At 51.5% G+C, this 13,088-nt stretch carries 9 protein-coding genes; 5 read left to right on the forward strand and 4 right to left on the reverse strand.

Annotation, left to right across the window (positions count from 1 at the left end; translation table 11 throughout):
• Nucleotides 1–14: 14 nt before the first annotated feature.
• The 3 genes from iolG to OGY15_RS01170 form a co-directional block, all read right to left on the reverse strand.
• Nucleotides 15–1,001: an inositol 2-dehydrogenase gene (gene iolG, locus OGY15_RS01160; RefSeq protein WP_286537685.1), complete on the reverse strand. Its 987-nt coding sequence runs from the start codon at nt 999–1,001 to the stop codon at nt 15–17.
• 303 nt (nt 1,002–1,304) lie between these two features.
• The gene (gene iolD / locus OGY15_RS01165) at nt 1,305–3,230 is read right to left on the reverse strand and encodes a 3D-(3,5/4)-trihydroxycyclohexane-1,2-dione acylhydrolase (decyclizing) (protein ID WP_286537689.1); all 1,926 of its coding nucleotides are present in this window, start codon (nt 3,228–3,230) and stop codon (nt 1,305–1,307) included.
• Between the two features lie 11 nt (nt 3,231–3,241).
• On the reverse strand, nt 3,242–4,747 hold the full coding sequence (locus OGY15_RS01170) for a CoA-acylating methylmalonate-semialdehyde dehydrogenase (protein WP_151218139.1): 1,506 nt from the start codon (nt 4,745–4,747) through the stop codon (nt 3,242–3,244).
• A gap of 293 nt (nt 4,748–5,040) precedes the next feature.
• On the opposite strand from OGY15_RS01170, the gene OGY15_RS01175 reads away from it, so the two are divergent.
• The 4 genes from OGY15_RS01175 to OGY15_RS01190 all read left to right on the forward strand — a co-directional run bounded on the left by OGY15_RS01175 (nt 5,041) and on the right by OGY15_RS01190 (nt 11,229).
• Nucleotides 5,041–5,895 (forward strand): MurR/RpiR family transcriptional regulator, encoded by an 855-nt coding sequence (locus OGY15_RS01175; RefSeq protein ID WP_151218140.1) that lies wholly within the window; start codon nt 5,041–5,043, stop codon nt 5,893–5,895.
• Between the two features lie 189 nt (nt 5,896–6,084).
• Nucleotides 6,085–6,651, forward strand: a complete 567-nt coding sequence (locus tag OGY15_RS01180) for a Slp family lipoprotein (RefSeq protein WP_151224217.1) — start codon at nt 6,085–6,087, stop codon at nt 6,649–6,651.
• Between the two features lie 275 nt (nt 6,652–6,926).
• Nucleotides 6,927–8,084, forward strand: coding sequence for an efflux RND transporter periplasmic adaptor subunit (locus OGY15_RS01185; RefSeq protein WP_151218141.1), 1,158 nt, complete (start codon nt 6,927–6,929; stop codon nt 8,082–8,084).
• 28 nt (nt 8,085–8,112) lie between these two features.
• The gene (locus OGY15_RS01190; RefSeq protein WP_286537697.1) at nt 8,113–11,229 is read left to right on the forward strand and encodes an efflux RND transporter permease subunit; all 3,117 of its coding nucleotides are present in this window, start codon (nt 8,113–8,115) and stop codon (nt 11,227–11,229) included.
• A 298-nt stretch (nt 11,230–11,527) separates the two neighbouring features.
• Here the strand turns inward: OGY15_RS01190 and OGY15_RS01195 are convergent, their stop codons facing one another.
• Nucleotides 11,528–12,124, reverse strand: coding sequence for a DUF308 domain-containing protein (locus OGY15_RS01195; protein WP_286537826.1), 597 nt, complete (start codon nt 12,122–12,124; stop codon nt 11,528–11,530).
• A gap of 280 nt (nt 12,125–12,404) precedes the next feature.
• Between OGY15_RS01195 and OGY15_RS01200 the strand changes: the two genes are divergently transcribed.
• Nucleotides 12,405–13,031: a YfdX family protein gene (locus OGY15_RS01200; RefSeq protein WP_151218142.1), complete on the forward strand. Its 627-nt coding sequence runs from the start codon at nt 12,405–12,407 to the stop codon at nt 13,029–13,031.
• Nucleotides 13,032–13,088: the final 57 nt, after the last annotated feature.

The raw sequence follows: 13,088 nt of genomic DNA on the forward strand, positions 1-13,088 counted from the left end.
GGTTGTGATGACAATCAGAGGAGAACTTCACGCTGGCTATGCAGTGACTCCAGCGCTTTATCCGCCAGATACAGCGCACGCTCACCGTCGTCCCCGCTGCAATCCGGGACCGCTTCGCCGCGCAGTACCGCAACAAAGTGCTCCCATTCCGCGGCATAGGCCGATTTATAACGCTGCAGGAAGAAATGTTCAGGCAGCGCGCTGTTGCAGCCCTGTTTGCCGTAGTGCTGCACCTGGTTTTCGAGAATATTGCCCGCACACAGCAGCCCTTCAGAGCCGTGCAACTCAAGGCGCTGGTCGTAGCCGTAGGATGAGCGGCGGCTATTGACGATGGTCGCCATCGCGCCGGAAGCATATTTCAGAACGATAAATGCGGTGTCGATATCGCCCGCCTCACCAATCGCCGGATCCACCAGATTACTGCCTTGGGCATACACCGACACCGGCTCTTCGCCCATGATAAAGCGCGCCATGTCAAAATCGTGGATGGTCATATCGCGGAACATGCCGCCGGAGACGCGCACGTATTCCGCAGGCGGCGGAGACGGGTCGCGGGAGATAATCAGCAGCGATTCCGGCTTACCGATACGCCCAGCCAGTGCGTCGGTTTTCACGCGGCGAAACTGCGGGTCAAAGCGGCGGTTAAAGCCGATAAACAGCGGCACGTCGTACTCTTTAACCACTTTCAGACAGTCGCGCACGCGGGCCAGATCCAGGTGGACGGGCTTTTCGCAGAAGATAGCTTTGCCGTGACGAGCAGCCAGTTCAATCAGGTCTGCGTGGGTATCTGTCGCGGAGGCGATCAACACGGAGTGAACGTTTGGATCAGTCATTGCCTCATCCAGACTTTGCAGACGGGCCTGGTACTGGGTGGCAAGACGGGTGGCAAACTCCTGATTCGGGTCGACGACGGACCAGAGCGTGGTGGCACTGTGACTGGCAATGTTAGCTGCATGTACCTGGCCAATTCGGCCAGCGCCCAGTAAAGCAATGTTAAACATAACGGCTCCCGGTGTTGGTGAATGCGATGAACTAACGACCCCTTAAATAAAACATTTATTTCATTTTTATAAATAGTGAAAATTATATTTTTGAGTGCAAGTTAACACTTTTGAGACGAATGAGATAAAATCTGTTATCAATATCACAACATGATATAAGGAAAGATGCAGGAATTGGCCCCCTTCCGTTCAGGAAGGAGGCGGTGGATGAGGCGGTGGATCAAGAGAAAAGAAAAATGAAATGAAAATTTCGTCGGGAAGGATTGCCGGATGGCGGCTTTGCTTATCCGGCATAACTCTGCGTCAGTACTGGCGCGCTTTTTTCACCTGCTCAAACGTCTGCTCAGCGGCTTTGCGCACCGACGGCGAATCGGCCACCTGCGCGTCGCCAGTGCGCCACCAGGCGGCGTAATCGTGGGTCATGGTTTTCGGCAGGACTTTGATATCCAGCAGCGCAGGACCAGGATGCGCACGGGAGGCTTCCAGCGCCGCCAGAAGGCTTTGTTCATCATGTACCCGCCACGCCCGACAGCCGTAGCTCTGCGCGTTTTGGGCAAAATCGACTTTTACCAAAGGCCCATCCAGTCGCCCGGTTTGCGGGTTACGGTGGCGGTTTTCCGTGCCGAAACTCCCCATCCCGTGTCCCATCTGCAGATTATTAATACAGCCGAAGCCGGCGTTATCAAACAGCAGAATGGTCACCTTTATCCCTTCCTGAACGGCGGTTTGCAGCTCGGAATGTAGCATCATGTACGAGCCATCTCCCACCATGGCATAAACCGGCTGCTGTGGCTTCGCCAGCCTGGCCCCAATAGCAGCCGCAATTTCATAGCCCATACAGGAGTAGCCGTATTCCAGATGATAGCTGTCAGGGGTTTTGACCTGCCAGATGCGCTGTAAATCGCCAGGCAGCGAGCCAGCCGCGCCGACGACAATAGCGTTGTCTTCGATGTGCTGATTGATAAGCCCCAGCACCTTAGTCTGGGTCAACCGGGTGTTAAGCGTGTCGCCATATTCTGCCAGTTGGGCGTCAAGATGCCCCGCCACTTCAGGTTCGTCGTCAGGACGCCAGTCGCGATCCCACAAACGCTGGCACTCATCGCGCCAGGCCGCTTGCACCTGCGCTACCTCATTCCCCCAATCGCTGCGGTAATCTTTCAACGTTTCGGTTAGTGCATTCAGCCCGGTACGGGCGTCGGCGATAAGCGCAGTAGCATCAAGCTTCAGCGCATCAAACTCCGCCACGTTCAACAGCAGGAATTCAACGTCCGGATGAGAAAACAGCGCTTTCGAGCCGGTGGTAAAGTCGGTGAGACGCGTGCCGATGCCGATCACCAGATCGGCCTTCGGCGCGAGCTGATTGGCGGCCATCCCCCCGGTAACCCCAATGCCACCAAGGTTAAGTGGGTGGTCACTAACCAGCGCCCCCTTTCCGGCCTGAGTTTCGGCAAATGGCAGTTGCAGCGTTTCAACAAACGTTTGAAATGCCTCATGCGCACCGGAATAGCGAACCCCGCCGCCGCATACCGCCAGCGGACGACGTTTGCGGGCAATCAGCGCCCGCGCCATCGCCAGACGCTGCGGATCGGGTGGACGACGTTCAATCAAATGCACGCGGCGCGCAAAGAAGCTCTGCGGGTAATCCCAGACTTCCCCTTGCACATCCTGTGGCAGGCAAATAGTGACTGCTCCAGTATCTGCGGGGTCAGTAAGCACTCGCATCGCGTTCAGCATCGCGCTCATTAACTGCTCCGGGCGATTAATCCGATCCCAGTAACGCGAGACAGGCCGGAAACAGTCATTCGTGCTGATGCCAAGGTCATGGTATTGCTCAATTTGTTGCAGTACCGGATCCGGCTGGCGGCTGGCATAGACATCCCCGGGCAACAGCAACAGCGGAATACGGTTCGCCGTCGCGGTCGCCGCGGCAGTCACCATATTCGCCGCCCCCGGTCCAACCGACGACGTGACGGCAAAAATACGCTGGCGTCGATGCTGTTTGGCGAATCCAGTCGCCATATGCGCAATTCCCTGTTCGTTACAGCCCTGCATCACCTGCAGGTGACCGGGATCCTGCTCCAGCGCCTGGCCGACACCCAGCACGTTACCGTGACCAAAGATGGTCGCCACACCCTCGACAAAAGGCGCTTCCTGTCCATCGACACAGATATATTGTTGATTAAGGAATTTGACCAGCGCCTGAGCCATGGTCATACGTTCGGTTTGCATAAACCCTCCTGTCAGCCCAGCGTCGGCATGGAGAACGCGGCCCCCGTGTCCTGCAGCATTTCTGGCCAGCGTGCGGTAACGGTTTTCATCCGCGTATAGAAACGTACGCCATCGTTGCCGTGAACGTTGAGCGCACCAAAAATGGAACGCTTCCAGCCGCCAAAACTGTGGAACGCCATCGGCACCGGAATAGGCACATTAACGCCCACCATACCCGCCTGAACCTCTTCGCAGAAGCGACGCGCACAGCCGCCATCACGTGTGAAAATCGCCGTGCCATTACCATATTCGTGGCGATTAATCAGTTCCAACGCGCTGCTGTAATCTGCTACGCGCACCACAGAAAGTACCGGCCCGAAAATCTCTTCTTTGTAGATCGTCATTTCCGGAGTGACGTTATCAAACAGGGTCGGCCCGACAAAATAGCCCTGCTCATGACCTTTGACGCTAAAACGTCGACCATCCACGCGCAGGCTGGCCCCTTGAGATTCCCCACTGTCGATATACCCGAGCACTTTATTCCTATGTGCCGAGGAAATAAGCGGCCCCATTTCGTTTTCCGGCGTCTGATCAAGCCCCGGTCCGACACGCAGTGCAGCAATCTGCTTTTCCAGTCGTGAGCACAGCTCATCTGCCGTTTTATCGCCCACCGCCAACACGACAGAAAGCGCCATGCAGCGTTCTCCCGCTGCGCCGAAAGCTGCGCCCATAATGGCGTTAGTCGCCATATCCATGTCGGCATCCGGCATTAAAATGCAATGGTTTTTAGCACCGCCCAACGCCTGGCAACGCTTACCGTGGGCCGAAGCCGTCTGATAAATATATTCCGCAATCGGCGTTGAGCCGACGAAGCTCACGGCCTGTACGCGCGGGTCGGTCAGCAGCACATCAACGGACTCTTTATCGCCCTGGACGACGTTGAACACACCGTCCGGCAGACCTGCTTCTTGCAGTAATTTCGCCAGCGCCAATGCAAGAGAAGGATCTTTTTCCGAGGGCTTCAGTACGAAGGTATTCCCGGTCGCTAATGCGATGGGGAACATCCACATCGGCACCATTGCCGGAAAGTTAAACGGTGTGATCCCCACGCAAACCCCGAGCGGTTGCATCAGCGAATGACTATCGACTCCGGTCCCTACATTGGCTGAGTGTTCACCCTTTTGCAGATGTGGGATGCCACAGGCAAACTCCACCACCTCCAGGCCGCGCGTCAATTCACCGACCGCGTCAGAGAACACCTTGCCATGTTCTTCACTGATGATGCGCGCCAACTGATCCATGTTCTCTTCCAGCAGCGCCTTAAAGCGGAACATCACTCGCGCACGTTTTAGTGGAGAGTGTCGCGCCCAGGCAGGGAACGCGTCATACGCTGCCGCGATGGCCTGTTCGGTTTCCTGTGTTGTACTCATCACCACCTGGCGGATCTGTTCGCCGGTGGCCGGGTTGAAGATCGCCTGAACGCGCTGGCCTGAACCGGTGACACATTCGCCATGAATAAAATTCGCTACCGTCTCCATCCTTAACCTCTCGCTGTTGATACGTGACTGTTACCTGAACGCTGCTATCTGTGTACTATATATGAAACAAACATTCCATTTTAAGTTGAAATAAAATAAATAATGATTAATGTGATCAAGGATGGGTTTTTATGTTAACAAGTGAAATTGCATGATTCACCTGCACTGGCAGAACGTTTCAGCAGGAGATAAGTCTGAAGCTTTTGTTTCGTTTTTTCGGTCGTATGAATGAGTGACATTTCAAAGACGCGGTTTTGCGTTTAGAATCATAAAACTATGCAACAGGAGGTAAAATGACGACAGCAACCAGCCTGAACGAACTGCAGCAGCAAATCCGCGATCGCTACGATGGACTGAGCAAGAGGCTGCAGCAGGTGTCCCGCTATGTGCTGGATAATACAAATAGCGTGGCTTTTGATACGGTTGCCGTCATTGCCGAGCGGGCCGGAGTGCCTCCCTCAACGCTTATCCGCTTCGCCAACGCCTTTGACTTCACCGGCTTCAACGAAATGAAACAGCTGTTTCGTATGAACCTGGTGGAGGAAACTGCCAGCTACAGCGATCGCGCGCGCCTGTTCCGGGAGATGGAAAGCGAAGCCGTGCCAGAAACGCCGCTTGATATCCTGCAGGAGTTCGCCCGTTCGAATACTCAGGCCCTACAGCAGCTGGCGGCCCGTGCCGAACCTGAAATGTTAGAACGCGCCGTACAATTACTGGCAGAAGCCGAGACCATCTACATCGCCGGTCTGCGTCGTTCGTTTAGCGTAGCCGCCTATCTCACCTACGCTCTGAGCCATCTTGAATGTCGCCCTATTTTGCTCGACGGTATGGGTGGGATGTTGCGCGAGCAAATTAACCGCATCAAAGCGCGCGATATTGTTGTGTCGATAAGCTTCTCGCCGTATGCGGAAGAAACGGTGATGGTCAGCGAAACTGCGGCCAATGCAGGCGCGCGCCAGATAGTCATAACCGACAGCCAGATAAGCCCGCTGGCAACGTTCAGCGATCTCTGCTTTGTGGTAAAAGAGGCGCAGGTTGACGCGTTTCGCTCTCAGTCAGCGACGCTGTGTCTGGTACAGTCGCTAGTGGTTGCGCTGGCTTACCGCCTGGGTGACGGGAGCAATGAACGCGGTCATTCTGTCGGGTAACCGGGCAGTCCACAAATTGATGGCCCGTCTTTTTATATTCCCGTCACGTGACGGGAATATGTCCAAAAATACTCTCTATTATTACCATAAGCTACAATTATACGACTATTAGCCAATCAACAATGTGCGTGCTGACAATAATGGGCAAAGGTTTACTATAGGCCTGTCTTTTTTAGCAGGAAAGTAAAAATGAATAAAGTAAAAGGGTTGCTGGTTATTGCCCTTACATTCGCCCTGGCAGCATGTGCTTCAATTCCTGAGAATATCAAAGGTAATAATCAATCCGATATTCAAAAAAACTTTATCTCAGTGCACAACCAACCCGGGTTATATACCGGTCAGCAGGCTCGCTTTGGGGGTAAAGTCATCAATGTGATTAACACCAAAACAGATACGCTACTGGAAATCGCCGTATTACCACTGAACAGCTACGCCAAACCACAAATAGACGCGAACTATCAGGGACGTATACTTGCCCAGCAGAAAGGGTTTCTCGACCCGGTAAACTACAGAAACCATTTCGTGACTATTTTAGGGACAATTCAAGGGGAAGAACCTGGATTCATCAATAAGGTCCCGTACAACTTTGTGAAAGTTGATTTACAGGGCATTCAGATTTGGCATTTAACAGATACTGTCAACACCACCTATAACCTGTGGGATTACGGATACGGCGCGTTCTGGCCTGAACCGATGTGGGGAGGCCCCTACTACACAAATACCGTAACCGAGGTTACACCGGAGCTCGTAAAATAACCCCGTAGTTAGATGGCGCTAATCTATCGCGGAATTTGATACAGGCGAAACATCCTTATCATCTTCCGTGTTTATCTTATTGCGCCATGCCACTGAATGCGATCCTTCGGCTAACATGAATTCTTCCTGTTACCTATAATTTACCCGCTAGCACTTTAGCGAAAAATGGGCTTTAGTCGTCTCATGCCTGAGCATCTTTTGTTATTTATCGATCACTCTCCCATCCTGCATGCAATACAAGAACATTTGTGTTTACACATTATTCAGGGATAACTATGAACAGAAAATGCTTACTCTTGATACCATTATTTTTTAGTAGCGTCATTATCACCGCCTGCGATAATAAACCAGCAGTAAAAAACACCGCCATAGAGCCCGAAGTCGGCGTTATTACCTTAGCGCCCTCTTCAGTAAATATTAAAAGTGAACTTCCGGGCCGCGCGGTTTCATTCGAGATCGCCGAAATCCGGCCTCAGGTTGGCGGGATAATCATAAAACGCAATTTTATTGAGGGTGATAAAGTCAGTAAAGGAGCATCACTGTATCAAATTGATCCTGCTCCGCTGCAGGCGCAACTGGATTCAGCCAAAGGCGCACTGGCAAAGGCATTAGCGACGGCCAATAATGTGCGTCTCACATTAAATCGGCAGTCAGCGTTACTTAAATCTAATTACGTCAGCCGTCAGGACTACGACACAACACGCTCCCAGCTGAATGAAGCGCAAGCCAATGTCGCTGTCGCCAAAGCGGATCTTGAGCAGGCCACCATCAACCTTCGTTACGCCAATGTCACCTCGCCGATTGATGGCATCAGCGGTAAATCATCCGTGACCGTGGGTGCCCTGGTCACTGCCAACCAGCAAAACGCACTGGTCACCGTTCAGCGTTTGGATCCTATTTATGTTGATTTAACGCAGTCAGTACAAGACTTCTTACGCCTGAAAGAAGAGAAAGCCAACGGCAAAATCGCCCAGCAACAGGGCAAAATTCCTGTTGAGCTGATGCTGGAAAACGGCAAACCATATCGTCATACCGGTACGCTTGAGTTTGCCGATCCCGCCGTCGATGAGACCACTGGTTCGGTAACCCTGCGCGCGGTGTTCCCGAATCCTGAAGGTGAAATTTTACCCGGGATGTATGTCACGGCGTTGCTGGACGAAGGCAGTCAGCAGAACGTTTTGATGGTCCCCCAACAAGGGGTTACGCATAACGCGCAAGGAAAAGCCACCGTGCTTCTCCTTGACCAGGAAAACGTGGTGCAACTGCGCGAAATAAACGCCGTGAAGGCCGTTGGCAATCAATGGCTGGTGACCGCAGGTCTACGTCCCGGCGATCGGGTCATTGTGTCCGGACTACAACGAATTCGTCCGGGAGTCAAAGCCCGGGTCCTCCCTTCAAAACTGAACCCCCCTGATGCGGTAACAAAACAGTAATATTTCAGGTATTAAGGACACTCTCTTCATGGCCAACTTTTTTATTGAGCGCCCGGTTTTCGCATGGGTGCTTGCCATTATCATGATGTTTACCGGCGGTATCGCAATAATGAATCTGCCGATCGCCCAATATCCACAAATTGCTCCCCCGACCATTACCATCAGCGCCGCCTACCCAGGGGCTGACGCCAAGACCGTTGAAGACTCCGTGACTCAGGTGATTGAACAGAATATGAATGGTCTTGATGGCCTGATGTATATGTCATCCACCAGCGATGCGGCAGGTAATGCGTCAATCATCCTGACCTTCAAAACGGGCACATCGCCCGATATTGCGCAGGTTCAGGTACAGAATAAGCTGCAACTGGCAATGCCATCCTTGCCGCAGGAGGTACAGCAGCAAGGGATCAGCGTTGATAAATCGAGCAGCAATATTTTAATGGTCGCCGGCTTTATCTCTGATAATAACAGTCTGAGCCAATATGATATTGCCGACTATGTGGCCTCGAACATTAAAGACCCGCTAAGCCGTACTGCTGGGGTGGGGAGCGTGCAGCTATTCGGTTCACAATACGCTATGCGCATATGGCTTGATCCGCAAAAACTCGACAAGTATAACCTCACCCCGCAGGACGTCATTACCCAGCTCAAAGTTCAGAACAATCAGATCTCAGGCGGACAATTGGGGGGCATGCCACAGGCTGCCGATCAGCAGCTAAATGCGTCGATCATCGTCCGGACGCGCCTGCAAACTACCGATGAGTTTGGCAAGATCTTCCTCAAAGTTCAGCAAGATGGCTCCCAGGTTTTGCTGCGTGATGTCGCCCGCATTGAACTGGGCGCGGAAAATTATGCTACGGTTGCTCGTTACAACGGCAAACCCGCAGCCGGGATTGCGATTAAACTTGCCGCTGGCGCCAATGCCCTGGAAACATCTCAGGCGGTCAAACACGAACTGAACCGATTATCGGCCTGGTTTCCGGCCAGCATGAAAACCGTTTATCCTTATGACACCACGCCGTTTATCGAGATTTCAATTCAGGGTGTTTTTCATACATTGATCGAGGCAATCATTCTGGTGTTCCTCGTCATGTATCTGTTTTTACAAAGCTTCCGGGCAACGCTTATCCCCACAATCGCCGTTCCGGTGGTTATCCTCGGCACCTTTGCCATTCTCGACGTCGCCGGTTTCTCGATTAATACACTCACAATGTTTGGCATGGTGCTGGCGATAGGGTTGCTAGTCGATGATGCTATCGTGGTGGTTGAGAACGTAGAACGTATTATTGCCGAAGAACACTTGTCACCCAAAGCGGCAACGCATAAAGCAATGGGCCAGCTCCAGAGGGCGCTGGTTGGTATTGCCGTCGTGTTATCCGCCGTATTTATGCCGATGGCATTTATGAGCGGCGCGACAGGAGAAATTTTCCGTCAGTTTTCCATCACCTTGATCTCCTCCATGCTGCTGTCGGTGTTTGTGGCGATGAGCCTGACGCCAGCACTCTGTGCCATGCTGTTAAAAGCACACGATGACGAGCAGGCAAATACGCATTTTCTGTTTGCCCGATTCAATCATTTCATGGAGAAATGCACTCAGCACTACACGGACAGCACCCGAAAACTGTTACGTTGCACGGGCCGTTACATGGTCGTTTACTTAGTCATTGGCGCGGGCATGATGGTGCTGTTTTTACGTACGCCGACCTCCTTTTTGCCTGAAGAAGACCAGGGGGTATTCATGACCACGGCGCAATTGCCCTCAGGTTCAACGATGGTAAACACCAGCAAAGTGCTTGGAGAAATAACGGATTACTACCTGACGAAAGAACAGAAAAACGTCGCGTCTGTTTTTACCGTAGGCGGATTTGGTTTTAGCGGTCAGGGACAAAACAATGGCCTGGCGTTTATCAGCCTGAAGCCGTGGTCAGAACGCATTGGCGAAGAAAACTCGGTTACCGCCATTATTCGACGGGCAATGATGGCCTTAAGTACCATCAATAATGCCGTCGTGTATCCGTTTAATTTACCCGCAGTGGCAGAATTGGGTACGGCTTCAGGTTTTGATATGGAGCTGCTGGATAACGGTAACCTTGGGCATGAAAAAATGATGCAGGCTCGAAACGAGCTTTTGGCTCTGGCCAGTCAGTCGTCCGGTGAGGTCGACGGGGTGCGTCCGAATGGTCTTGAAGACACGCCGATGTTCCGCATTCACGTCGACGCAAGGAAAGCGGAAGCCATGGGCGTCGCATTAGCGGATATCAATCAGACTCTCTCCACGGCCTTCGGTAGTCGCTATGTCAATGATTTTCTGAACCAGGGACGCGTTAAAAAAGTGTATGTCCAGGCTGATACGCCATTCCGTATGTTGCCGGACAATATCAATCGCTGGTACGTACGTAATGCCTCTGGCGCGATGACGCCGCTTTCCGCGTACTCATCAACCGAGTGGACCTACGGCTCTCCACGCCTTGAACGCTACAATGGTCAGCCAGCAATGGAAATTCTGGGCCAACCGGTTGAAGGGAAAAGCAGCGGTGATGCGATGAAATTTATGGCCTCGCTGATTAATAAACTGCCCGCGGGCGTCGGCTATGCCTGGACTGGCCTGTCTTATCAGGAAGCGCTGTCCACAAACCAGGCACCAATGCTGTACGGCATTTCGCTGATCGTCGTATTTCTGGCGCTGGCGGCGCTGTATGAAAGCTGGTCGATCCCATTTTCCGTGATGCTGGTTGTGCCAATTGGGGTGGTCGGCGCGTTGCTGGCAACCGATCTGCGCGGCCTGAGCAATGATGTTTACTTCCAGGTCGGCCTGCTCACCACCATGGGACTGTCGGCTAAAAACGCCATTCTGATCGTCGAGTTCGCCGTCGAGATTATGCAAAAAGAAGGGAAAACGCCGCTTGAAGCCGCGGTGGAAGCGGCCAAAATGCGCTTACGCCCTATTTTGATGACGTCACTGGCTTTCATTCTTGGAGTTATTCCACTGGCTATAAACAATGGCGCGGGTTCTGGCGCGCAAAATGCTGTCGGTACAGGTGTTATCGGTGGGATGCTGGCCGCAACGGTGCTGGCAATCTATTTTGTTCCGCTCTTCTTTGTGCTTGTTGAAAACATGCTGGCGCGATTTAAAGCACGGCGCTGATACCCTGCCCTATCCCTGGGATAAAGATATAAGATCCCAGGGATAGCGCTTCACTTGTGAGATCTACGAGTATTAGCGGACCCGGCTATCCAGCGAATTTCTCGCGGATAGCTGGTTTTCTTGTAGGGGAACGACCGGGGTAGGTACAGAGGTTGTCAATTCTAACTAATGCCAGGCTATCAAAACGGTTAATCAATAGTGCAGGCCGGTATCCTGCAGATTTACAGCCAGTTCACCCAATTTAGCATCAGGATGTTGATGACACATTTTAACACTCAAAATGCACTCCAGGGGCGCATTAATTTTTATCAGCGAGTTTATCAGTTTGTGCCAAGGTCGTATTTCTGCGCAGACTGATAAAAGCCAAAGAACTAAAGATCATCTCCACACCAATAAAGATGGAGGTAAACACATAAGATCTGTCAGGATCCATATTCAGCCACGCGCCAGCAATAAGCAGGTCAAAAATACCAATAAAGGTATTCCATCCATAGCCCGGACTGCGGAACATTTTGACACCGGAAGCAACACGGAATATACCGCCGAGAATAAACAGGCAGCAAAAAACCATTGCCAGCGAATTCATGCCAATCACCGGATTAACAAGGAAACAGTATCCCAACAGTAACCACGCCATAGCAAAAAAGGCGTAAGTGAATCTGGCTTTCAACTGTTTTTTACCCGCGCTGAACAGGCTATAAATAGAATAGAAGCCACATACCAGGAACATAAAACCTGTGGCATAGCTTAAGTAAACGCCTGCGGCGATTGGATAGATTAAGCAGCAGATGCCGCAAATCAATAACAGCACTGCCATGATCGTGGCGTGTCTTTTATAGTGAAATAGTGTTTTTTCATTGAACGCTTTCAGGCTGCGCTGGTTAAAAACAAACATACATCCTCCGTCACATAGCAATGCAATGTAACCTGCAAATAAAAGAATAATACTCAGTTGATACATATCAATTACCATGGAATGATAAGACTTCCACTCAGGATTCGTATATAAGAATAAAGGAAATCCGTTATCCGTAAAATCCTACACACGTCAGACGTCTGACATCTGTAAGATTAAACGCTCATTATTCCTTCCTGGCTCTGATTCCTCTCATTTAATTTATTTAATATGCTTATTTCGTTTGGTGACATATACCAACTTTATTCAGGAGAAAGTAATGAAAAAGATTATTCTTGCGGGTCTGCTAGCAACCATGATGGGTTCAGCACCGGTAATGGCAGCGACCACTACCACTCCGGCACAAACTGCTACAGCAAATGTACAAAAAGAAGCTGCCGATATTATGCAGGTCGCGGTACAAGGTGCAAATGCGATGCGTGATATTCAGCTTGCCCGTCTGGCTCTGTTTCATGGACAGCCTGACAGTGCTAAAAAATTAACAGATGACGCCGCTTCCCTGTTGGCAGGTGACAGCCACGACTGGGCGAAATTTGTAAAGGCTGCGCCTAAAGCCAAGATGATTGACGATCAGTACGTGGTCATCAATGCGACGGTTGCGCTGTCAGAAGATTATATTGCTACTCCGGCCAAAGAATCTGCAATCAAAACAGCGAATGGCAAAATGGCCAAAGGCGACTGGAAAGGTGCAGTAGATACTTTGCAACTGGCTGGTATCAGCGTACTTCAGACTCAATATCTGATGCCCCTGAATCAGACGCGTAAAGCCGTTACCAGCGCGCAGAAACTGCTGTCTTCAGGTAAATACTATGAAGCAAACCTTGTGTTAAAGGGTGCTGAAGAAGGCATTGTGATCGATAGCGAGATGCTGGGCGCAGGCCAGTAATACTCAGCACTACGGCGTGTTGAACCAGGACTTTCTCTCCTGCCCGGGCAGCTACGG

Origin of the sequence: Citrobacter sp. Cu231, from assembly GCF_030332265.1 — a bacterium.
In the GTDB taxonomy this organism is placed as follows: Bacteria; Pseudomonadota; Gammaproteobacteria; order Enterobacterales; family Enterobacteriaceae; genus Citrobacter; species Citrobacter meridianamericanus.

What these genes read in the sequence shown, in the direction of transcription:
- iolG (WP_286537685.1), bottom strand. Translation starts at nt 1,001, where the DNA reads ATGTTTAACATTGCTTTACTGGGCGCTGGCCGAATTGGCCAGGTACAT.
- iolD (WP_286537689.1), bottom strand. Translation starts at nt 3,230, where the DNA reads ATGCAAACCGAACGTATGACCATGGCTCAGGCGCTGGTCAAATTCCTT.
- OGY15_RS01170 (WP_151218139.1), bottom strand. Translation starts at nt 4,747, where the DNA reads ATGGAGACGGTAGCGAATTTTATTCATGGCGAATGTGTCACCGGTTCA.
- OGY15_RS01175 (WP_151218140.1), top strand. Translation starts at nt 5,041, where the DNA reads ATGACGACAGCAACCAGCCTGAACGAACTGCAGCAGCAAATCCGCGAT.
- OGY15_RS01180 (WP_151224217.1), top strand. Translation starts at nt 6,085, where the DNA reads ATGAATAAAGTAAAAGGGTTGCTGGTTATTGCCCTTACATTCGCCCTG.
- OGY15_RS01185 (WP_151218141.1), top strand. Translation starts at nt 6,927, where the DNA reads ATGAACAGAAAATGCTTACTCTTGATACCATTATTTTTTAGTAGCGTC.
- OGY15_RS01190 (WP_286537697.1), top strand. Translation starts at nt 8,113, where the DNA reads ATGGCCAACTTTTTTATTGAGCGCCCGGTTTTCGCATGGGTGCTTGCC.
- OGY15_RS01195 (WP_286537826.1), bottom strand. Translation starts at nt 12,124, where the DNA reads ATGTTTGTTTTTAACCAGCGCAGCCTGAAAGCGTTCAATGAAAAAACA.
- OGY15_RS01200 (WP_151218142.1), top strand. Translation starts at nt 12,405, where the DNA reads ATGAAAAAGATTATTCTTGCGGGTCTGCTAGCAACCATGATGGGTTCA.